We start from the raw sequence: 21,868 nt of genomic DNA, 5'->3' as shown, positions 1-21,868 counted from the left end.
GTTCTGGCAAGCCTATGATTCTCTCATGATGCCATGCAAGCCGCCATGTTGTCTAGTCTGCACGCTCATCCGAGCGCTCGCCCCAGTGGTCCGTGTAGATGAGCTTCTCCAGCTCGCGACGCTTCTCCCAGTTCGACGATTCGAGAATCGGCTTATCCGGATATTGGTCTGTATAACCAATGGACAAGAGTGCGGTCGGGTCCACATGCGGCGGGATGCCGAGAATGTCGCGAACGTCGTTCTTCTTATAGAAGCTGACCCAGCCCATCGCGAGCCCCTCCGCACAGGCGGCCAGCCACATATTCTGAATCGCGCACGCCGTAGATAGCAGGTCCGTCTCCGGAATCGAGTTCCGTCCGAGCACATGGGAGCCGCCCCGAGTCGGGTCGCACGTCACACAGATCGTCACAGGCGCCTGCTTCAACCCCTCGACCTTCAAGCTTAAGAAATGATCCTGACGCTCTCCCTCGTAATGAATCGCGAGCGCCCGACGCTCCTTATCTGCCGCCCAAGCCAGCTCTTCCTTCACCTTCGGAGACGTAACAATAATGAAGCTCCACGGCTGCATGAAGCCGACCGATGGACCTTGATGTCCGGCCTCGAGCAGCTTCATAATCGTTTCGTGCGGAATCGGGTCCGATTTGAACGTACGAACATCGCGCCGCTTCGCCATAATTTTGTAGAACGCTTCCTTATCCTCATTCGAGAACATACGTAACACCGCCATTCCCTAATTAATTAACAGGCTCCAAGGACCCTTCTACCTCATTACGAGTCCGCCGTCCACCGAGAGGCACTGACCCGTCAGGAACGATGCCCAGTCCGAGGCGAAGAACAGCACCGCGCCCGGAATGTCCTCCGGTGTGGCCAGTCTGCCTAACGGCGTCAGCCGCGTAATCGCCTCGCGCACGTCCTCCTTCGTATCCCGGCTCGAATCGGTCGGATACGTCAGACCTGGGGCGACGCAATTGACAGTAATGTTGAACGCGCCGAGCTCGGCCGCGAGGCTGCGGCTGTAGCCGAGCAGCGCAGACTTGGCTGTCGTATAATCATGATACGGCACGACCGGGAAGTCAATGAGATTCGTCACCATGTTCACGATTCGCCCGCCACCGTGCTGCTTCATCAGAGGCACGACCGCCTTGCACGTTAGGAAAGCACCGCCGAGACTGCCCTCCAGCTGGCTGCTGTAATCGCTCCACTCCAGCTCCCACGCCGTCTTCCGCTGCTTAGGATCGAAGCTGTACGGTCGCAGCGCGTTGTTGACGAGCACATCGATGGTGCCGAATTCGTCCGCAGCTGTCCCTACCATACGCTCGACACTGTCCGCGTCGGTGACATCGGCCTGCAGCGCGACCGCGACGCCGCCTGAGCGCTCGATCTGAGCGACCACCTCAGCAGCAGCCTCTGCGTTACGCACGTAGTTCACGATAACCGTCGCCCCGAGCTCCCCGAACGATTGCGCAATACGGGCGCCGATGCCGCGGCTTCCTCCAGTGATAAGCACTGTTTTTCCTCGAAAATGCATACCGCTCCTCCTCACTCCACATCCGCATCGTACTGCTCGGCATCCAGCTCCACGCTTCGCTCCAGATCGACCCAGCGGATGAGCTCCACGAGGTTCATGCGACCGTCGTGGTGCCAGCCTGCTGTCGTATGCGCCATCTGACCGATCGCGCAGATACGGGTAACGCCCGCTCGTCCGAGCAGACTCGCCATCGGCTCCAGCCTGCCAGGTGCGACGGCAAGCCCAACCGATTGCAGGTACGGTCTATACGCATATATATATTCAACTGCAGCCTCCAAGGATGCGCTTGCAACGACATGAATCGTCCGATTAAGCGGAGACGGCTCGAAGCCCGGTTGACCATGGTAGATGACCGTCCACTCCGTACCGCCCGGACTCGCATACACCTCGACAGGCTCCTGCTGCAGACTCCGCAGCTCATACGTGCGCCTCACCGTATGAATCGCCATCGACTCCTCGTCCGTTAGCGCCGCGCGCGGACGCTTCCGCTCGTATCGCGCCAGCTCGGCGGCGAGCAGCTGTGCGCATTGCTGCGGACTGACCGCACCGCCCTCCTCCACGAATAGCGTATGCGGCGACAGACAGCCCTGTTGATCGTACACCGCCGCGTCCTCAGCCGCACGTCGCAGCGTCGCCCGGAACCGATCAGGCGTCAGCGATTCCTGACCCATCATCGCGAAGCTGATCTTGTGCCCGTAGCTAAGGAATCGCTTCGTGACTGGGGTGCGTCTGCGCACCTGCTCCACCGTGTTCATCGAGCCGTACACGATGACGGCCTCTGCCGCCTCAAGTAGCGGCTGCTCCAGCTCCTCGTCTCCACCCTTCCAAGGCAGGATGACGAGGCAATCAGCGAGCTCGGGGTCGACCTCGGACAGCGTCTCGACGAACAGCACCGCCATCAGCGGCTCGCTGGACGACGTCTTGCCGAAGCCCGCTGACTTCAGCAGCAGCCCCATGACCAGACTCCAGATCGGCAGCGCAGGAACATTACCCGAGAATACGTGGAAAATAAGCTCAGGCCCGTATGCTCGGCTGAAGCCGCCGCTCTTGCGCGGACGAAACTCGTCGAGCATGGAAGCCGCATCCAGCTCCTCATCGAGAAAGCGCAGCAGCTCCTTGCGACGGAACAAGCGCATGAACCGCTTCAGCTCCAGCCGCACCGTCTCCGCGTCGTAGCCAGTCAGTATCGGCAGCCACATCTCCGCCAGCTGTCTGCGCTCGTACGTCGGATCGAGCCACCGCTGAACTGCGGCATCAATCGAGGCAACGATGCGTTCGGTGCGCAGCGAATCAAGGCAGGCTCGCCTGCGCTCGGTCACTTCCGCGATCAGCTCTCGCATACTTGCCGGAGATAACACAGGGTATTGGAGCACAAGAGAGGAGCCTCGCGGCCCCTCCACATGCTTCTCTATCGTTGCTTCAAGCTTAATCCCTCGTGGGACATAATATGCGGGTCTAATGACGGAGTCCGCCATCGGCTCCAGCCCCCTTCTATGCTGAGATCATCCGTTACGTGCTGCACGGAGGAGCTGATCGAGTGCGATCGAGCAGCCCCGTGCCTCCGACCCCTTGAGTCTGCCGAGCAGCACAAGACCGCTGTCCGACTTGTAGCCGATGTCTTCGGTCAAGATCGCGACAGCTGAGTTGAAGCTGCACAGATCATAGTGGGCAAGAACGCCCGTCTGACCATCGGCGACAGGCTCGAGCGTGTCGGGGTGCAGCACGAGCGTCCGCAGCCATGGCGGGCTGACCTTCGCCTGCAGCGCAGCAGCAGAGCTGTTGGCTGCGTTGTCGATTGAGTTGTCAGCTGCGTTGTCCATGAAGCTAACGGCTGAATGTCCAATCGACTGATCATACAGCTGCGAGCTCAGCTCCGTCATGCCATACATGTTGACGCAAGCGCTACGCTCTACACCGAACACTGCATGGAACTGACTGTACAGCTCCTCCGCGCTAATCTCCCGCGCCTGCCCCTTCAGGCCGCCCGTATCGAGAATACGGCTGCCAGCGGGTAGCTTCACGGTAAATCCTTGCTCGGCAGCGAAGTCTAGCAGATGCACGTAGGCGAACGTCGCCCCGAGCAGCAGCACCGGCTCACCACTCTCAGCAACCGCGCGGAGATCCGACAGCACTGCGCTCATCTCGAGGCCGTTATCCGCTCTGAAATAGTTACGGCTCCCCGCCGCCCCATACAGCTCGACCGCACGCGTCAAGTAGCGTGACAGCGACGAATGGGCATTAAGCTCTGCCCCCGGCGATAAGACGAGCATCCGCATTCGGTCCGTATCCGGCAGCACGAACCGCTTGAACGGCGAAGCCATCGACGCATCCCATACGCGCAGCGTTGGGTGGTAATGACGCCCGCGCTTGTCCGCATTCGTCGTACCGCTCGTCATGAAGACAGCCTCCGCCTCCTCGATCGGCTCGCACGAGAGCGTCAGCTCCTTGAACGCCTGAATCGGCATCGGCGGGATGTCGCGCCAAGTGCGGATCGTCAGCGGCGTACGGCGGCGTGCTTGCGCGTACTTTTTGACCGCGGGATTGCTGCGGAACTGATGCTCGAACAGCTGTAGCGCCAGCTCGCCGAACGCCTCCTCCGTCATGTCAGCGGATGCCTCGCCGGGCGGATAACGGTCGATATAGCTCAGTATGCGATCCACCAATTGTAATGTAGCTTCCTTCATTGCTGTCCAGCTCCCTCGCTCGAATCGTTCCACGTCCAGATGCCCTTCGATTCCAGATTACTCCAGCCACTCCACTGAAACGAGATAAGCCAGCGGATCTCCCATCGCCGGCTCATACTCTTCATTCACACATCAAGTCTATATTATGGTTACTTCTTCGGTACAAGCTCGTTCGTCACGAGCTCGCTCACCTTCAGGTCGTTCTGAATCAATCCAAGCTTCTTGTACAGGTCAGCGCCGTTCTGCAGCACCGCCGCATCAAGCCAGCCGAGGCCGTTCTTATCTGTCTCCGGCGATACAGTCGAATCGTTGCGCAGCTTGATGATCCCTTCGTTGCGCGCCTTATCCTTACCGTCAATCGCCTTTGTCACAGCAGCTTCTGCCGCTTCGGCAGGGTTCTTCAGCATCCAATCCGCGCTCTGACGGTAAGCCTCGAGGAACCGCTTCAGCAGCTCCTTCTTCTGCTGGAACGTCTCCTCCGTCACGACGAACACGTCACTTGGCACGTTCAGCGATTGCTTCACCTCCAGCACGTCCACATCGCCAAGCCCCTTCAGCTTCGCATCGAACAGTCCTGTATCCGTAGCAGCTGTTGCATCGACCTGCCCCTGCATGAGCGGCGCGAAGTTCGATACCCCAGTCTCCACGATCGTAACATCCTTCTCCGTCAAGCCCGCCTGACTTAACAGGACGAGCAGGTTGTGACGGGTGCCGCTGGCGAGGCTATATACTCCGATCTTCTTGCCCTTCAGGTCCTTCGGCTCCTTAATGTTCGCGCTCTTCAGCGATACGACGTTGAACACGTTCTGCGGGTAGATGTTGTAGATGACGCGCAGCTTCTCGCCCTTGTCCAGTGCGAAGTACAGCGAGCCCGGATCAGTGAAGGCAATGTCAGCCTGCTTTGTCAGAATGTTCTTGATCGCATCGCCGCCGCCCGCGCCAGGCACGAACTTGAACTCGATCCCCTTCTCCTTGAACCAGCCCTTATCCTCAGCTACGAGCAGATGTGTCTGCTCTGTGATCGGCTTGCTCCAGCTTGCCATCGTCACCGTCTCCAGCGCAGCGGGCGCCTTCGCCGCTTGTCCATCCGGATGCGCCTGACCTTGTCCGCCTTGGGGCGCTTCCGGCGTCTTCGCGCCGCATGCACTCATGAGCAGCAGCGCTCCAGCCAATAGTAAGGATGTCATTGCACGTTTCTTCATCATTCATTCCCCTTCTTCTCTGTATCATATCGATATACGAACAGCCGTTCAAGCAGCAGCACTGCCTGATACAGCGTCATACCCATAAGGGTCAAAAGCACCATCACCGCGAACATCAGCGGCGTATCCATCATTCCTTGCGAGGCGACGATCAGCGCCCCGAGTCCAACGCTCGCCCCGATGAATTCGCCGACGACCGCACCGACGACGGCGAGCACGACGGCGACCCGCAGCCCGGCCAATAGGCCAGGCAGCCCCGCAGGCAGCTTCAGCCGCAGCAGCGTCTGCAGCCGCGTCGCTCCCAGCGAGCGGAACAGCTCCAGCTTGAGCGGATCGACATACTGTATCGCTGCCACCGTGCTCTCGAGCAGCGGGAAGAACGTGATCAGCGCCGTAATGACGATCTTCGGTGTCGTATCGAAGCCGAACCATAGCATGAACAGCGGCGCGAGCGCGAGCTTCGGCACCGCTTGGCTAGCGACGACAAGCGGATACAGCAGCCTGCGCAGCGGCTCCCATTCGCCCATCAGAACGCCGAGTGCAACACCTAGCAGACCGCCGAGCGCAAGACCAGCGACAATCTCAACGAGCGTCTGTATGATATGCTTCGTGAAGAAGCCCGAGGCTAAGCCATCCCACAGCGTTGCAGCAATTACGCTCGGCGCAGGCAGCACGAGCTTCGAGATGCCGCTGATCGCGACATACATCTCCCACAGGACTAACAGCAGCGCGATGAAGCCAATCGACAGCCACGGGAACGAGTTAAGTCGTCTCAAGAACTCCGCCCCCTTCCATCGCCTGCCGAATCGCGAGGCACAGCTGGTTGAATTGCGGCGCGTAGCGCAGCTGGACATCCCGCCTGTCAAGCGAAGGCAGCGTCACTGCGAACTCCCGTTCGATGACACCTGCCTGTAGCAGCACGACACGATTGGACAGGAAGACGGCTTCCTGGATGTCGTGTGTGATGAACACCACTGTCATCCTGCGGGAGGCACACAGCTTCAGCAGATCTGCCTGCAACGACTCCCGCGTCAGCGCATCGAGCGCGGCGAATGGCTCGTCCATCAGCAGCAAGGACGGCTCGCGTATGAGCGCTCTTGCGATCGCGACCCGGCTCTGCTGTCCGCCGGACAGCTGTCGCGGATACGACTGCGCGTAATCGGCCAGTCCCATACGCGAGAGGTAATCCCGCGCCAGCTGTCGGTCGGCCTTCGTCACCTTGCCGCCCAGCGACAGCGGCAGCAGCACGTTGTCCTCGACCGTCAGCCACTCGAGCAGCGTCGGCGACTGGAAGACAATCCCGACGTCGCCCTGCGGCTTGTGCACCTGCTGTCCTGCGAGCAGCACACGACCGCTGTCGGGCTGTAGCAGCCCAGCGGCCAGCTTCAGCAGCGTCGTCTTGCCGCAGCCGCTTCGCCCGACGAGCGCGACGAACTCTCCCTCCGCAACACGCAGGCTCACATCGTCGATTACCGTCCGGTCGCGCCCATACGTAAGACGTATATGATCAAATTGCAGCTCCGACATCGAATTCCCCCGTTTGTGCGAGCATACAAAAAAACACCTTGCCATCGCACATAGCAAAGTGTGTCAAATTCCGCTCACTTCTCCCTACGCTGGCATGACCCAACAGGTTCTAATGGTCAACGGCCGTCACAGCCGAACTCTCAGCCTGATTCATCAGACTCCCATGTCAATATGGATTCGTTTCCTATCATAACCGACACATCGAAACGGGTCAACTCTTGTCGACAAGATAAGTCATAACACCTACAAGCCGACCCGGCTAGCTAACCGCCTCGACAAGTGTACGCGTATACGGATGCCGCTCTGGTTCCATAAGCTGCCCTGTCTCGAAGCTGTCGACGACCTCCCCACGCTGCAGCACGAGTATCCGATCGCTCATCTGATGCACAGCTGCTATATCATGGGATATGAACAAATACGACATGCCGAGCGTCCGCTTCAACTCCAGCAGCAGCTCCAGCACGTGCGCTTGCACGGAGACGTCCAGGCTGGACGTCGGTTCATCGCAGATGAGCAGCTTCGGCCCGAGCGCGATGCCGCGAGCAATCGCGACCCGCTGCCGCTGGCCGCCGCTCAGCTCGTGCGGGTAGCATTCGAGCAAGCGAGACTCCAGACCGACCCGCTCGAAGAGCGCCGCCGCCGTCTCCTTACGCGAGCGCGGCTCCAAGCTGAGGAACGGTGGACTCACGTCTGGGAAGTAATCAAGCGGCTCTACGGCTGCCTGCCATACGCGCATACGCGGATTGAGCGCCGCTGTCGGGTCCTGGAACACGACCTGTATGCTTCGCCGCAGCTGACGAAGCTCACGAGATTGCAATTGCGTCATCGAGGCTCCATTGAATTGGATCTCCCCGCGATCCGGCTGCTCCAGCGCGAGCAGCAGACGTGTCAGCGTACTCTTGCCGCTGCCGCTCTCGCCGACGACACCGAGGCATTCGCCCTCACGAAGCTCGAAGCTGACGTCCCGGAGCGCGTGCAGCACTTCCCCTTTGCTGCTATAGCTCTTGGATAAGCATTGAACACGCAGCAGCACACGTGCATCATCGTTCATCGACATCGTATTCATCGGGCCACCGCCTCCAGCTCAACATTCTCATCGGCGACCTCGGAGCCTTGCTTCTTCTCGTCGCTTGGGACCGCTCCCGCACGCTGTCCAGCTGCTCCGGTGAGCTCTGCCACAGAAGGCTCGACAGCAGCTAAGGTCATGTGGCCGGCAGCGCCAGCCTCCTCTCGCACAGCTGCAGGTCTTGGCAGCAGCGGCCTCGCCATCAGCAGCCGCTGCGTGTACGGATGTGCCGCACGCTCGCGAATGTCCGCGGCGCTGCCTTGCTCCAGCAGCCGTCCCTCGCGCATGACAGCGATACGGTCGGCCCGCTTCAGCACGAGGCGCAGGTCGTGCGAGATGAGCAGCACGGCGCAGCCGGTATCACGCCGCAGCTCGTGCAGGAGCTCCATTACGAGCTCGCCGTTCAACACGTCGAGCGCAGTCGTCGGTTCGTCGGCGATCAGCAGCTTCGGCTCCAGCTGCAGCGCAGCCGCGAGCGCGGCCCGCTGCTTCTGACCGCCGCTGAGCTGGAACGGATAGCTCCGGAACACGCGTTCGGCGGGCAGCTGTACTCGCTCGAGCCAGCGAAGCACATGCTGCTTCGCCTCCGCCTTCGAGCACGGCCGATGAACGCGCAGCGTCTCGGTCATCTGACTGCCGATCGTACGGAAGGGCGAGAAGCTTCCATTGTAATCCTGGAAAATGTATCCGATTTCGACGCCTCTCCTTTTCCTCATATCAGATGCGGACAGCTGGAGCAGGTCGACGCCCTCGAGCTCGATTCGACCGTGTACGGCCTGAAGTGAACGAGGTAATAGTCCCAATATAGCTGAGGCCGTAACGCTCTTACCGCTGCCGGATTCACCGACGAGCGCCACCATTTCTCCACGCTGCACCACTAGCGACACCTGCTCAACAAGCGTGCGTCTGTCGCTATCCGTCTTCGCTTCAATACGTAAATCCGACAGCTGTAATACGTTCATCCATGCCCCTCCTATTCCCCCACTACTCATTTACCTCGTACATCCCAGCGATCCCGCAGCCCTTCTGCTGTGAGCTGGAAGGCGATGACGACCGTCATAATCGCTACACCTGGTATAATCATCAGCTGAGCCGCCGACTGGAAGTACGGACGTCCATCATTCAGCATCGCGCCCCATTCCGGAATCGGCGGCTGTGCCCCAAGACCGAGATAAGACATCGAGGATATAATCAAGATCGTTGACCCTACGTCGAGCGCCGCCATCACCACGACCGGAGACACGACCTGAGGGAGCAGATGACGACGAATGATCGTCGCCCCTCCCGCACCTGCCGCACGGGCAGCCAGCACATATTCCTTTTCGCGCTCGCTCAGCACGATGCCTCGCACAACGCGTGCATAGCTAATCCAGTTTACAATAATAATAGCGATCAGCAGGTGAAACAGACTCGGTCCGAGGAAGCCCGCAATCGCAATCGCCCATAGAAATTCAGGCAGCGCTCCCACACCGTCCGCCAGCCGCATAAAGATCGCATCGATCCGCCCGCGAGCGTATCCCGCTAGAAGGCCAACAGGCACGCCAACAAGACATACAATCGCGACCGCCAGCGCTGCAACGCCTAGCGTCGACTGGGCGCCATAGGCGAGTCTAGTAAGCATGCACCTGCCCATCGAGTCGGTGCCTAGCGGATACGTCCAGCTCGGCGGCTTCAACCGATCGGCCATATGGACCGTGTACGGGTCGTTCTGCACCGCGAGCGGAGCAACGAGCGCGAACAGAGCAACGAGTACAAGCAGCACGAGGCCGATGCTCAGCAGCTTTTGCCCGAATATACGTCGAAGCATTCTTACGATCCAGCGATCATTCGGGGCCGCAACCACAGCCCCTTCTATTGATTGGTCCGTTCTCATTGCAGCTCCCCCCTTGCATGCCGAACACGCGGGTCCAAGAGACCATATAGCAGATCGACGGCAAGATTCACGACGACGACGAACATACCGGTCAGCAGCACATAGCCTTGAATCAATGGATAATCCCGATGGAAGATCGCCTCCACCGCCATGTTCCCGATGCCCGGCCATGAGAACAATGTCTCGACGACGACCGAGCCTGCCAGCAGACTGCCGATGCTCATGCCGAAGATCGTCAGCACCGGGGCAAGCGCCGCCCGCATCGCATAACGGGTCATCACGCGCCATTCCGACAGACCACGCGCCCGGGCCGCTCGAATATACTCCTGAGACAGCACCTCAAGCAGTCCTGCCCGCAGCAAGCGTGCATAGATCGTCGCAAGTCCAAGTCCGAACGTCAAGCAGGGCAAGATCAAGTGCTGAGGCGTTCCCATCCCCATCGTCGGCAGCCACGACAGCTTATAGCCGAATAAATAGATGAAGAGCAGTCCGACCCAGAACGTCGGCATCGACGAGCCAATTAGCGCCAAGATGCGGCTCAGATGATCTGGCAGTCGTCCGGCGTATGCGGCGGACAGCGCTCCGAGTGGCAGTGCAGTTGCAAGCATGACGAGCAGTGAGCCTGCCGTCAGCTGTAATGTGGCCGGCAGTCGCTCGGCGAGCACTTCAAGCACCGGCTTGCCTTTGAAATAAGAATCGCCCAGATCGAGCTGGACGAGCCGCCACACCCATTCGGCGTATTGCAGCACAAGGGGCCGATCCAGGCCGAGCTCCTCGCGGAGCGCAGCCTCATCGGCCTCCGTTACCGTCACCTCGTCGACCCGAAGCATGCTGAGCACCGGGTCTCCCGGTGCCAGCTTCATGAGCGCGAACGTCACGATCGATAAGAGTGCGAGCACATAGACCAGCTGCAGCATGCGCGAGCCGATTAGCTTCAACACGTTACTTCACATCCATTTGCTTCGTAATGATATAGTACTCCTCCGCTCCTGGCTTCCAGTCGACGACCCGCTTGTTCGTACCGACGATCAGATTCGGGAACACGGCATACGAATGCGGAGTCTCTTCATGAATGACGGCTGTCGCTTCACGTGTCAGTCCGATTCGTTCGTCCGGAGCGCTGGCGCGGTTCAGTCGACCGACGATTTCGCTCAGCTTCTCGCTGTTAATGCTACCCGCATTAAGCGAGCCGCCCGGCATCATCGCTGTATTCAGGAAGTAGGCTCCATCTCCGCGCGGTGCAGTCAAGTTCGAGTAAGTAGCCAGATCCCATTCCTTGTTCTCTCGCAAGTGAACGTCGGCATTCTCTACCGTCTTAATCTGAATCGTTACGCCTGCCTTCGCAGCGTCGGATTGCAGCAGCTGAGCAATCAGCGGCAGCTCAGGACGCGCCTTATACGTAATCAGCTCCAGCGTGAGCGGCTTGCCGTCCTTCGCCAGCTTGCCATCCGTACCCGGCGTGTAGCCCGCCTCCACCAGCAGCTGCTTCGCCTTCTCGATATCGAGAGGCTGTACCTTCTCCTGGCTCGCGAACGGCAGTCTCGTGTTGAAGGGTCCGTTCGCAGGCGTAGCATGGCCGAGCATCACGTCCTTCGCGACGCTCTCACGATTCAACAGCAGGTCTAGCGCCTTACGTACCCTTATATCCTGTAAATGCGGCTTCTTCTGGTTGTACAGCACGAAGTGGACGCGCAGACTAGGTACAGAGTGCACCTCGAGCGCCGAATTGCCCTTAATGGTATCGACTGTCTCTGCAGGCAGCTGAGTGGCGATATCCGCCTCCTTCGCTTGCAGCGCTAATGCCCGCACATTGCCATCTTCATTGAAGCGGTACGTCACCTCCTGAAGCTTGGCCTTACCATCCCAATATGTATCGTTGCGCTCCAGCTGAACCTCAATATTCGGCTTGAACGACTTCACCTTGAACGGACCTGTACCGACTGGGGCCAAGTTGAACGCCTCGCGTCCAGCCTTCTTCTCCGCCTCAACGCTAATGATCGAGGAGTACGGGTTCACAAGCTCCGACAGCAAGCCCGGATGCGGCTCCGTCGTCACGATTGTCAACGTCTGACCGCTCGCTTCCATAGAAGCGATCTTGAGCGAGCTAGCAATCGCCTTGCTGACGGCAGCACCGCGCTCTAGCGATGCCTTCGCTGCTGCTGCATCGAGCTTCGTTCCATCGTGGAACGTAACGCCTTCGCGCAGCGTGAAGCGCCACGTCCGCTCGTCGACGGATTCCCATTTCTCCGCGAGCCAAGGCTGGATGCGAAGCTCTGCATCTAGTCGCATCAGCGTCTCTGTTACGCCCGCTCTCACCGGCGTCCAATCGTTATGCGGATCAAGGCTCCCACTCTTGAAGTGGTGCAACAATGTCAGCTTCTTCGGTGCAGCCGACTCTTGAGGCGCTGTCGAAGCTCCTGGCGTACTGCTGCATCCTGAGATCGCGATAGCGGCTGACAAGCCGAGCATCATAACCGGAATAAGCTTCATTCGCCGCAGCGGGCGAGTTATAGATTGTAACAACGTGTTCAAGTGATCTTCATCCCTTCTACTTCGCTCAATAATAGGTGTAACGATTACGATTTGAATGTTAGTTTACCCCATCTTCCGATTGTTGTAAATAGTATATATTACGATTTAACTTCCAGTCATGAAGAGACAAGCAGCACATATACATAATTGAACGATCATCCCTGGCGCCTAGCACGTATACGGATGAATCATGATAACGTTCAGCTACTGAGTTGAGTCCAGTCTATCTATCCTAACAGCGGAGGCTATCCCATGCTTAACGATATGCTGATCGGCGGAGGCTTATCCGCACTGTCGACCGGACTTGGCGCAATTCCCGTCATCTTCCTCAATAAAGTATCCCATCGCCGCATGGACGTACTGCTTGCGCTTACCGCGGGCGTCATGGTCGCAGCTACCACCTTCGGCCTCATTCCGTCTGCCCTGAAGCTCGGGAATCTGTTCGTGCTCAGCACTGGCCTCCTGCTCGGCGCGCTCGTGCTTAGTCTGCTGGAGGATTACTTGCCGCACACCGATCCTGTTCATTCGCGTCTCGATACCGGACTCAATGCGAAGTCGATTATGCTGCTCGCAGCGATGGCGCTGCACAACATTCCGGAGGGACTGTCCGTCGGAGTCAGCTACGCAAGTCAGGAGGAGAGTCTCGGGACGACTGTCGCCCTGTCGATTGGATTACAGAATGCGCCCGAAGGACTGCTGATCGCCCTGTTCCTCGTCAACCAACGCATACTCAGACGACATGCGATCGCCATCGCCTTCCTGACTGGCACGATCGAGCTGGCCGCGAGCTTAAGCGGCTGGTACTTGAGCGCGCTCTCTTCGCACCTTGTCCCTTATGGTCTGTCCTTCGCCGCAGGAGCAATGCTGTTCATCGTGTACAAGGAGCTTATTCCAGAGACGCACGGTCACGGTCATGAGCGGGCAGCGACCTTCTCCTTTATTATCGGACTGCTGCTTATGCTGATACTGCTTGTCTGCTTCGACGGATAAGCAGTTGTTAATTTATGTTTATTTTTTTGCCCCAAGTAAAAATAGTGTTGTACAAGCAATTATTTTGTAGTAGGATAATAAAGTAACGCTAGGCACCTGTACAGAAGCAGACTACTTAAGGCATATTTTTTTTGAGCCGAATGTTGCACAAGGACAAAACAATTGCGCAATGGAAATGGGAGGAGAGAAAACGGATGTTGATTTCTGCTCGAACGAAAAGAATGAAGTCCACGATGCACCGCTGGACGCTGATGCTCACCTGCATGGCCCTCGTGCTCGCCATTAGCGCGTGCGGCTCTGGCGCAGCATTCCAAGGCGCTGAGGGCAAGCTGAAGGTCACGACGACGATCGGCATGATTACAGATGTCGTCAAGCAGGTCGGCGGCGAGCATGTGCAAGTTGAAGGGTTAATGCAGGCTGGCGTCGATCCGCACATGTATAAGGCTTCCCAAGGCGACCTCGCGAAGCTGGATAAGGCCGATGTCATCTTCTATAACGGTCTGCATCTTGAGGGCAAGATGCTCGACATCTTCGAGCGCATCGCCAAGGAGAAGCCGACTGTCGCCGTTACGAGCAAGCTGGAGCAAGGCAAGCTGCTTGCAGGCGATCCGGTAGAAGGCACCGAGCACGACCCGCACATCTGGTTCAACGTGCAATACTGGATGAGCGCAACTGAGGTCATCCGCGATACGCTGATGAAGGCCGATGCGAAGAATGCTGAGTCATACAAGATGAATGCCGACCATTATTTGAAGGAGCTCGACAAGCTCCATACCGAAGTGAAGCAGCAGATCGCCACCATTCCACAGCAGAGCCGCGTGCTCATTACCGCACATGATGCGTTCGGCTATTTCGGCGAAGCCTACGATATTAAGGTGATGGGTCTGCAAGGCATCAGCACCGCTTCCGAGGCTGGAACGAAGGATGTTACCGACCTGCGCGACTTCCTCGTGGAGAACAAGATCAAGGCTGTATTCATCGAGTCGAGCGTATCACGCAAGGCAATCGATGCCGTCATTGAAGGTGCGAAGCAGAAGGGCCATGAGATCAAGGTTGGCGGCGAGCTGTTCTCCGACGCAATGGGTGAAGAAGGTACGCCAGAAGGCACCTACATCGGCATGGTGAAGCATAACGTGCATACAATAGTAGAAGCTTTGAAGTAAGCTGCCATTGAACTGATTTCCTATTTTTATGCAGCGGCATTCGTCGATCGTTACAGCCTCTGGCTGGCGCGAGAGGCGAATGCCGTTTTTTGGGTGCATCCTGTACTAGACAGACTGTCGAATCTTCATACGGTTAAAATTGTTGCGTACAGGAAACATTACTCCTGTTCCACCCTATCTCAACTCGATAAGGAGTACGCAGCCTATGCTACTGCTATATGGAATGGGCCTGCTGTTAGCAGGCCTGCTCATCATCAACAGCATCTTCTCCTACCAGAGCAAGCACATCGATCCAGCGCTATGGCCAACACTCTGGTACCAGCTGAAGCTGGTGCCCCTCTTCTTCGTTGCGAATGTCATGGTCGGCTACGGCGTCAAGCTCAGCTACAAGTCCACGAACAATCTCACCTTCTCACTCAGCATTGCCAAGGGCATCGAAATTTTCATCTGCGTGCTGATGGGCTACATCTTCCTGAAGGAGATCCCGACGTGGCGCACGTACACCGGGCTTGCAGTCGTCGTGGCGGGTTACATCATTATGAAGTGGAAGGCTTGATCGAATTCAAAGAATCGTGCCCGCTCCCTCGGGCATACTAACTGTTGCACGAAGGGAGGGAATGGCGATGAGAGACGATTTGAAGGGCACCACCGAGCAATTCGTAGACAAGCTCCATGACACCCAGCAGAAGGATGAGCACAACCGTAAGCTGCATGGCGACGGTCATCCGGAGAAGAAGCTGCCGCATAAGCAGCACTTGAAGGGCAACTAACGAGCATCGCAGCCGCAATTGCCCCTATATGTGACCGCAGGCCGTTCGTACGAGCGGCTTGCGGTTTTTTTTCGTCTAATGAGCCATGGAGCCGTGTATTGTCACTTGTTCAGCACTATGTTATAATTTTCACCTTATTGTCATCATCTGGAATTTGCATCACATCGCTAGGACGATGCATCTGTTGGGAGGAACGATCGATGGATACCGCTTTAGAGCAAGCTTACCAGCAGGAGCTGGACTACTTGAACCGAACGATTCAAGATATGGACGAGCAGCTGGCGAGGCTGGAAGCAACGCCTCGCTACACGGGACATGATGTGTCCGAGCAAGTGCTCGAATCGATCCGTGAGAACAAGCGCCATGCCTTAACCCACGCGAAGTCAGAGCCGTACTTCGGTCGCTTGGACTTTCAGGAGTCCGGCAAGACGTCGCCGACGCCGCTCTATATTGGCAAATTCGGCGTCGAGAAGGCCGAGTCGCCGGACCTGCTCGTCATCGATTGGCGCGCTCCTGTAGCCAGCCTCTTCTACTCATTCACAGGCGGCACGGAGGCTACCAGCTACGAATCGCCCGAGGGTACGATCGAAGGACTCGTCTATCTGAAGCGTAACCTCGTCATCCGCAAGCAGCTGCTGCAGCGTGTCGTCGATACGTTCGATCGGAGCCAAGCCGATGGTGCGGTTACCGATGAGTTCCTGCTGTACCGACTCGGCGAGAACAAGGATAACAAGCTACGCGACATTGTATCCACGATTCAGGCAGAGCAGGATGCGATCATCCGTTCAGCGAAGAACGATGCGCTCGTTATTCAAGGCGTCGCAGGCAGCGGGAAGACGACGGTTGCGCTTCACCGGCTTGCCTTCCTGCTGTATCAATATCGGGGTCAGGTGAACGCAGAGCGCATGATTATTTTTGCACCGAACCGAATGTTCCTCGATTATATATCGGGCGTGCTGCCTGAGCTCGGGGTTGGTCACATTCAGCAGACGACGTTCGCTGATTGGGCGCTCGGGCTGCTAGAGGACGAGATCGAGCTGTCAGCTGCAGCGGACCGACTAGAGCTATGGTTCCGTACTGGCAAGACACGGCCCATGGCCGATGATAGCGCTCCGGGACGCATGAAGGGCTCTCTTGCGTTCATGGAGCTGCTGCAGGCCGTCCTGGACGAATATGAGCGTCAAGCGGTGCCGAAGAAGGATTATTCGCCTTGGCCGGGCAAGAAGCTGCCCGCTGCGGTCATCCAGCAGTGGTATGACGTCGAATATAAGCATGAGCCGGTCATGAAGCGGCGCGAGCGCATTCTCGCCCGCATCAAGCGATGGTCCGAGCTGGAGCTGGAGAAGGTGTGGGAGGTGCATCTGCGGAAGGAGTATAAGAAGAAGGTGTCCGCTTCCTTGCGCGAATATGGCAAGCTGTGGACACCTTACACGCCGTTCACCTTCTACAAGGAGCTGCTGCTGCCAGACGATAAGCTGCCTGACTTCGTGCAGACAGCCGTGCACAAGCACGACGGCGAGCTGCTATCTGAGTCCGTACGCGCCGACAGTCTGAAGCTGGCCAAGAAGAAGAAGGTACAGCCCGAGGACTTGGCGCCGATGCTGCTTATCCATCATCGCTTCTATAGTATCCACAGCGACGATCGCTTCGATCATACGGTCATTGACGAGGCGCAAGATTTCTCCCCGTTCCAGGTCGCGCTGCTGCAGCTGCATACGAAGAACGGTTCCTTCACGATACTGGGCGATCTGTCACAGGGCATTCATGCGTATCAGGGTGTACACCGCTGGGAGGAGCTGCTGCATCTATTTCCGGAGGACGAGCGGGGCTTCTTCACGCTGAACCGCAGCTACCGCTCCACGATGGAAATTATCGAGTTCGCGAACGGTGTACTGGAGCGCGCACCCGAGCCGCCGCCCGCGCTGGCTGTGCCTGTATTTCGCAGCGGCCGCGAGGTCGCGGTACATGAGGTCGCAGAGCATGAGCTGCTCGAGCGGCTCATCGCGCACATCCGCACCTTCCGAGAGCGCGGCGGCGAAGGGACATTCGCTGTGCTGACGCGAACGGAGGAGCGCAGCAGCATGCTGCACGAGGCGCTGGCCGCAGCGGGCTGCCCGGACGTGCACCGGATCAGCGCCGGTCAGCAGCATTACGAGGGCGGCGTATCGGTACTGCCGGTCTACTTGTCCAAGGGGCTCGAGTTCGATGCTGTGCTGATCGTCGATGCGGATGCTGCCAGCTATGAGCGGACGATGTGGGATGCTCGGCTGCTGTACGTTGGCTGCACCCGTGCGCTGCACGAGCTGGAGCTATGGTATGAGGGGGCTCGATCGGAGCTGATTTCATGAGCATGACAGACCTCTTTTTATTCGGGCAAGGGTTTCTATTCTCTGCGCAGGCTTCTTCGCAGCTGGGCTCGTCTGGTCGCTGGCCATGGCCTTGATCAGCGCTCGCTCAGGCAAGCTGATGGGCGCCTCCATCGTCAAGTGGCTGTCCTATGCATCAGCCGCCCTGTTCCTCTACTTCGCGGTCAACGTCTTCTGGAATGGGCTGAAGGAGCTTCTGTAACGACGAATACACTTCACTCCCTCCTGCCTCTCGTTAGCGTGCATACGTCGAATAGCCGTCCAGTCAGCTGGACGGCTATTTCATTTACACCTCTCACTCGGCGATGGCAAAAGTACAGACGCTACACAAGGTGCGCCAGCTCCGGCACGACGTTCGGCGGCTTCTCCCCGAGCAGCGCTGCTGCAAGGTTCCGTGCCGCGAGCATGACCATATCATCGCGGGTAGCAGCCGTCGCCGAGCCGATATGCGGCAGCGTGACGACGTTCGTCATCGCGAGCAACGGATTATCGGGGCTTGGCGGCTCCGGATCGAACACATCGAGCGCAGCTCCGGCGATCCAGCCGTTCTGCAGCGCCTTCACAAGCGCCGACTCCTCAATCGTCTGTCCGCGCGATGCATTAATGAAGAAGGCCGTCGGCTTCATCCGTCGGAAGTGCTCCTCGCGCAGCATATGCTTCGTCTCGGCGGTGAGCGGCGTCATCAGCACGACGTAATCGGACTGCGCGAGCAGCGCGTCGAGCTCCCGTCGCTCGCCCCCGAAGCGCTGCTCCACCTCAGGCTTCGCTGAACGGGACGTATACAGCAGCTTCATCCCGAAGCCGTGCACTGCACGCTGAGCGATCGCCTCACCGATCCGCCCCATCCCGATAATGCCGATCGTACGATGATGCACGTCGAAGCCAAAGAAATGCTCTTCCTTCAAGCCGACTCCACGCTGCCATCGACCCTGCTTCACGAACTGATCCAGCTCAGGCAGTCTCCGCGATACGGACAGCATCATGCCGAGCACCAGATCGGCTACCGTGTCGTCCAGCACATAGGGAGTATGCGTGCCGATCACTCCCCGCTCCTTCATCGCTTGCACATCGAAGTGGTTGTATCCGACCGACACCGTGCTGACTGCCCGCAGCTTCGGCGCGCGATCCAATAGCTCCTGATTAATGACGGAGCTAGCCGTCAACAGCCCTTCCACCTCAGCAAGCTCCTCCAGCAGCCGCTCACGCGATGCAGCGCCTTGACCGTCCCAGGTGCGACAATCGAACCGCTCCTCTAAATAATCCGCAGCTGGCTTCGGAATCGCCTTTGAAATATATACCTTTGCTTTCGACATTCAGTCGCCCTCCCTACGATATGGTCATGCCAGTCGCACCTATCGACTGCTGCTCAGTTGGCAGCACCTCGTTCAGGCTGCCTGAGCGATAGCCCTTCAGGTCAATCGTCACATAGGCATAGCCGATCTCACGAAGCTTCGCCTGCACCGTATCGGCTACAGAGGCGAGCTGGGCGATGTCAGATGCCGGCACCTCGATACGCGCCAAGTTCTCATGCTGTCTGACGCGCACTTGACGGAAGCCGAGCTGCATGATGAAATCTTCAGCGCGATCAATCATCGACAGCTTCTCTGCCGTGATCGCTTCTCCATATGGGATGCGCGACGACAAGCAAGCGAAGGATGGCTTATCCCACGTCGTCAGTCCGGCAAGTCGAGACAAGTGACGAATCTCGGACTTCAGAATGCCCGCCTCGAGCAGCGGCGCTCTCACACCACGTTCATGTGCAGCCTGCAAGCCTGGCCGATGTTCACCCAGATCGTCGGCAATCGCACCGAAGATCACATATGGGAAGCCCTTTGCCTCCGCGATCGGAATGAGATGCTCGAACAGCGAGTTTTTGCAGAAGTAGCATCGATTCGTCGGGTTCTCGGCATAGCCTGGAATGTTCAGCTCGCTCGTATGTATAACCTCATGCGGCGCCGCCATCGATTGAGCCAGCTTGACGGCTTCCTCCAGCTCGCGTGCCGGATAAGTCTCCGAGTCTGCGGTAATGGCAAGCACGTGCTCCGGTCCGAGCGTATCGAGCGCCGCCTTGAGCAAATACGTGCTGTCTACGCCTCCTGAGAAGGCAACGACGACCTTGCCCATTTGCTTAAGTATATTTTGAAGCGTTTCATATTTGAGCTCCATCACACCATTTGCCTGCATCTATCATTCAGCCTCCATTCCGTGTGCACCAAGCACTGTCCATGGTGTATTGCACACGTTTTCCGTGATGCGGATTCGCTTTAAATTGTCCGCTGAAGCTTATTATAGACGGTTTTGTCTCAAGAAGAAACGTTTTCTTCCGAGAACGCCAGGCTAGACGGTCACACAGGTCCTCTGATCGCACAGAAGCAGCTCGAATTGCTCGGCCGTAATCGGCTTACTGAAGTAATAGCCTTGCGCGCTCGTGCAGCTCAGACCTTGCAAATAGCTCAAGTCCTCTGACGTCTCCACCCCTTCAGCAAGCACGTCGAGGTTCAGATGTCGGGCCATCGACACAATCGTTTGCACGATCACTGCATTATCGCTGTCTGCCGATATGCCACGGACGAATGATTGATCGATCTTGAGCTTATGCAGCGGAAACTTCGTCAAATAGTGCAGCGAGCTGTAGCCGGTGCCGAAGTCGTCCATCGAGATACGGATGCCTAGATTTTTGAGCTCATGCAGCTTGCGGATCATACGCTGTACATCGTGCATGGCGATGCTCTCCGTAATCTCAAGCTCCAGCGCACTCGGGTCGAGGCCCGTCTCCTTCAAGATGCCATATACGCTGCCGATCAAGTTCGTCGCCTGCAGCTGCTTCACGGACAAATTGACCGAGATCGTTAAATCCGGGCAGCCTGCCTCACGCCACTGCTGCGCCTGGATGCAGGCCGTCCGCAGCACCCACTCCCCGATCGGCACGATCAGTCCTGTCTCCTCCGCTAACGGGATGAAGTCGCACGGTGGAATCAAGCCGTGCTGTGGATGTCGCCAGCGCAGCAGCGCCTCCACACCGATCAGCCGATTGCTGCGGATGTCGTATTGCGGCTGGTAATGCAATTCCAGCTCGCCCACAGTCAGCGCCTTGCGCAAGTCATTGTCCAGCATCATTCGGCGCTGAGCCAAGTAAGTGTATTGATCGCGCTCCTGCTGCCCGACACGTTCAGGCAGATCGCTGGACGACGATTGGATCATCGAGGCATACCGCAGCAGCGAGTCGACATCGGAGCCATCCTCTGGATACACCGAGGAGCCGATGCTCGCTGTCATCACCGTCTCCATCTGATCGATGCGCAGAGGCAGCAGCAGCCTTGAGCGGATGCGCTCGATCAGCTGCCTGACCTCCTCAAGACCCGGGCCGCGCTTGAGAATAACAGCGAACTCGCAGGTGCCGATCCGGCTTAGATGATCGGTCTCCTTCAAGCAGCCGCGAAGCCGGTCCGCCGCTTCCTTCAGCAGCAGGTCGGCGGCATTGTAGCCAAGCGAATCGGTAATGTGCCTGAACCGATCCACCTGCACGAGCACAAGCGCGAACGAGCCGCTTCGGCTCTGACATTCAGACAGCTCCCGTGTAAGCTCGATCTGAAACATCATCCGGTTCGGAAGATTCGTGAGTGTGTCATAATAGGTCACATGACGAACGAGCACTTCGGCACGCTTCAGCTCCGTTTTGTCTCGAAGGACAACATATATGTAACGCTTCTTGTAATCGTCAAACGGAATTAGCTTCATGTCGACGGTCGTATAAGACTCTTGGTCAAACCGAAAGCTCGTCTCCAGCTCACATGTCTGTCCTTCAAGCGATCGGCTCAGCAACACTCGCAGCTCCGAGCAGCTTGTTTCGGGCACATATGTATACAGATTGAACCCGGCTCGCTGCTGCACGCCCATTCGCTCAAGCATGGCGCCGTTATAACGAACAATATCACCATCAGAATCTATAATGAACATCGGATCCAGATAGGCTTCGAATAACGCAAACTCATTGCGGCTCGTCAATTCTCCCCTTTGTCCCATACCTATTTTCTCTCCCACTCTTTCTATCTGCTAAGGCTCTCTTGAAGCAAGCTAATTATAGCATAGAAAAATGTAGGTTTACGTCGTCTTTTGTAAATTTTTTTAAGCTTTCATCGAAATTAGAGAAATGAGTACGGGTCTGCT

Annotated in this window: 21 protein-coding genes; 6 read left to right on the top strand and 15 right to left on the bottom strand. The window is 57.7% G+C overall.

Annotated features, from left to right (window positions below):
• Positions 1 to 52: 52 nt before the first annotated feature.
• From bluB to nikA, 12 genes are all read right to left on the bottom strand, one after another.
• Positions 53 to 712: a 5,6-dimethylbenzimidazole synthase gene (gene bluB / locus PAE68_RS12265; RefSeq protein ID WP_281887386.1), complete on the bottom strand. Its 660-nt coding sequence runs from the start codon at positions 710 to 712 to the stop codon at positions 53 to 55.
• 48 nt (positions 713 to 760) lie between these two features.
• Positions 761 to 1,528, bottom strand: a complete 768-nt coding sequence (locus tag PAE68_RS12260; RefSeq protein WP_281887385.1) for a 3-oxoacyl-ACP reductase — start codon at positions 1,526 to 1,528, stop codon at positions 761 to 763.
• 11 nt (positions 1,529 to 1,539) lie between these two features.
• Positions 1,540 to 3,003, bottom strand: a complete 1,464-nt coding sequence (locus tag PAE68_RS12255; RefSeq protein ID WP_281887384.1) for an acyl-CoA reductase — start codon at positions 3,001 to 3,003, stop codon at positions 1,540 to 1,542.
• Positions 3,004 to 3,030: 27 nt separating this feature from the next.
• Positions 3,031 to 4,212 (bottom strand): LuxE/PaaK family acyltransferase, encoded by a 1,182-nt coding sequence (locus PAE68_RS12250; protein ID WP_281887383.1) that lies wholly within the window; start codon positions 4,210 to 4,212, stop codon positions 3,031 to 3,033.
• Positions 4,213 to 4,361: 149 nt separating this feature from the next.
• Positions 4,362 to 5,414, bottom strand: a complete 1,053-nt coding sequence (locus PAE68_RS12245; RefSeq protein WP_281887382.1) for an ABC transporter substrate-binding protein — start codon at positions 5,412 to 5,414, stop codon at positions 4,362 to 4,364.
• Positions 5,414 to 6,190, bottom strand: a complete 777-nt coding sequence (locus tag PAE68_RS12240) for an ABC transporter permease (RefSeq protein WP_281887381.1) — start codon at positions 6,188 to 6,190, stop codon at positions 5,414 to 5,416. Before PAE68_RS12240 ends, PAE68_RS12245 begins: the two co-directional genes overlap by 1 nt.
• Positions 6,177 to 6,941 (bottom strand): ABC transporter ATP-binding protein, encoded by a 765-nt coding sequence (locus PAE68_RS12235; RefSeq protein ID WP_281887380.1) that lies wholly within the window; start codon positions 6,939 to 6,941, stop codon positions 6,177 to 6,179. The genes PAE68_RS12240 and PAE68_RS12235 overlap by 14 nt, the downstream gene beginning before the upstream one ends.
• Positions 6,942 to 7,200: 259 nt before the next feature.
• Positions 7,201 to 8,007: an ABC transporter ATP-binding protein gene (locus PAE68_RS12230; RefSeq protein ID WP_281887379.1), complete on the bottom strand. Its 807-nt coding sequence runs from the start codon at positions 8,005 to 8,007 to the stop codon at positions 7,201 to 7,203.
• The gene (locus PAE68_RS12225) at positions 8,004 to 8,969 is read right to left on the bottom strand and encodes an ABC transporter ATP-binding protein (RefSeq protein ID WP_281887378.1); all 966 of its coding nucleotides are present in this window, start codon (positions 8,967 to 8,969) and stop codon (positions 8,004 to 8,006) included. Before PAE68_RS12225 ends, PAE68_RS12230 begins: the two co-directional genes overlap by 4 nt.
• Positions 8,970 to 8,995: 26 nt before the next feature.
• Positions 8,996 to 9,880: a nickel transporter permease gene (gene nikC / locus PAE68_RS12220; protein WP_281887377.1), complete on the bottom strand. Its 885-nt coding sequence runs from the start codon at positions 9,878 to 9,880 to the stop codon at positions 8,996 to 8,998.
• Positions 9,877 to 10,818 (bottom strand): nickel ABC transporter permease, encoded by a 942-nt coding sequence (nikB, locus tag PAE68_RS12215; protein WP_397379468.1) that lies wholly within the window; start codon positions 10,816 to 10,818, stop codon positions 9,877 to 9,879. Before nikB ends, nikC begins: the two co-directional genes overlap by 4 nt.
• Positions 10,819 to 10,822: 4 nt before the next feature.
• The gene (nikA, locus tag PAE68_RS12210) at positions 10,823 to 12,412 is read right to left on the bottom strand and encodes a nickel ABC transporter substrate-binding protein (protein WP_281887375.1); all 1,590 of its coding nucleotides are present in this window, start codon (positions 12,410 to 12,412) and stop codon (positions 10,823 to 10,825) included.
• Between the two features lie 252 nt (positions 12,413 to 12,664).
• Here nikA and PAE68_RS12205 point away from each other — a divergent pair, with 252 nt between their 5' ends.
• From PAE68_RS12205 to PAE68_RS12180, 6 genes are all read left to right on the top strand, one after another.
• Positions 12,665 to 13,402: a ZIP family metal transporter gene (locus PAE68_RS12205; RefSeq protein WP_281887374.1), complete on the top strand. Its 738-nt coding sequence runs from the start codon at positions 12,665 to 12,667 to the stop codon at positions 13,400 to 13,402.
• 194 nt (positions 13,403 to 13,596) lie between these two features.
• On the top strand, positions 13,597 to 14,565 hold the full coding sequence (locus PAE68_RS12200; RefSeq protein ID WP_397378669.1) for a metal ABC transporter solute-binding protein, Zn/Mn family: 969 nt from the start codon (positions 13,597 to 13,599) through the stop codon (positions 14,563 to 14,565).
• Positions 14,566 to 14,770: 205 nt separating this feature from the next.
• The gene (locus tag PAE68_RS12195; protein ID WP_281887373.1) at positions 14,771 to 15,121 is read left to right on the top strand and encodes a hypothetical protein; all 351 of its coding nucleotides are present in this window, start codon (positions 14,771 to 14,773) and stop codon (positions 15,119 to 15,121) included.
• Between the two features lie 67 nt (positions 15,122 to 15,188).
• Complete coding sequence (locus tag PAE68_RS12190) at positions 15,189 to 15,335, top strand: DUF4023 domain-containing protein (RefSeq protein ID WP_281887372.1); 147 nt, start codon at positions 15,189 to 15,191, stop codon at positions 15,333 to 15,335.
• Between the two features lie 200 nt (positions 15,336 to 15,535).
• A complete protein-coding gene (locus PAE68_RS12185) occupies positions 15,536 to 17,683 on the top strand; it encodes a HelD family protein (protein WP_281887371.1) in 2,148 nt (715 codons plus the stop codon).
• Positions 17,684 to 17,768: 85 nt separating this feature from the next.
• Positions 17,769 to 17,903: a hypothetical protein gene (locus tag PAE68_RS12180; protein WP_281887370.1), complete on the top strand. Its 135-nt coding sequence runs from the start codon at positions 17,769 to 17,771 to the stop codon at positions 17,901 to 17,903.
• Positions 17,904 to 18,024: 121 nt separating this feature from the next.
• On the opposite strand, the gene PAE68_RS12175 is transcribed toward PAE68_RS12180, so the two are convergent.
• The 3 genes from PAE68_RS12175 to PAE68_RS12165 form a co-directional block, all read right to left on the bottom strand.
• Positions 18,025 to 19,014, bottom strand: a complete 990-nt coding sequence (locus tag PAE68_RS12175) for a 2-hydroxyacid dehydrogenase (protein WP_281887369.1) — start codon at positions 19,012 to 19,014, stop codon at positions 18,025 to 18,027.
• 13 nt (positions 19,015 to 19,027) lie between these two features.
• On the bottom strand, positions 19,028 to 19,885 hold the full coding sequence (gene larE / locus PAE68_RS12170) for an ATP-dependent sacrificial sulfur transferase LarE (protein ID WP_281887368.1): 858 nt from the start codon (positions 19,883 to 19,885) through the stop codon (positions 19,028 to 19,030).
• A gap of 153 nt (positions 19,886 to 20,038) precedes the next feature.
• A complete protein-coding gene (locus PAE68_RS12165; protein WP_281887367.1) occupies positions 20,039 to 21,724 on the bottom strand; it encodes a putative bifunctional diguanylate cyclase/phosphodiesterase in 1,686 nt (561 codons plus the stop codon).
• Between the last annotated feature and the right edge of the window lie 144 nt (positions 21,725 to 21,868).

Origin of the sequence: Paenibacillus sp. YYML68, assembly GCF_027923405.1 — a bacterium.
Taxonomy (GTDB): domain Bacteria; phylum Bacillota; class Bacilli; order Paenibacillales; family NBRC-103111; genus Paenibacillus_G.
Note: the sequence above shows the minus strand (reverse complement) of the source record. Positions and strands in the feature narration are given on the sequence as shown.